Below are 305 nucleotides of genomic sequence, written 5' to 3'. Positions count from 1 at the left end.
GACCATAATAACCACCAGGCGGCCCCAATGCCCGTCAATCGATATCAATCTTAATACCATTTCTTGGATTACCATCCAATCGAATGGTTCGTAATAAGTGGCGGGTATCTGGCGTCGAGAATTTTTGAGAGATATGTCGAGCTAGCGCGTCACTTGAAGTAGTTAAGATCAGGCCCAAATTAGGCATAGTCGTGGCGAGCAACCGAAATATATCTAGCATGGCGACTCTGTTTAAATCATCTAAATGAGCAATCGGCTCATCCAAAAAGAAAGTGCCACCAACGGTTCTCGCACGCGCTAAATAC

1 protein-coding gene is annotated in these 305 nt (G+C 45.2%); it reads right to left on the bottom strand.

The genetic code is table 11. The annotated features are described in order from the left end of the window. Positions 1–34: 34 nt before the first annotated feature. Positions 35–305 (bottom strand): hypothetical protein (locus tag AC0L3B_RS39115; protein ID WP_473383078.1); only part of this gene is annotated, 271 nt, incomplete at its 5' end.

This window comes from Bradyrhizobium sp. Kon56, assembly GCF_055807635.1.
This window is presented reverse-complemented; position numbering and strand designations above follow the sequence as displayed.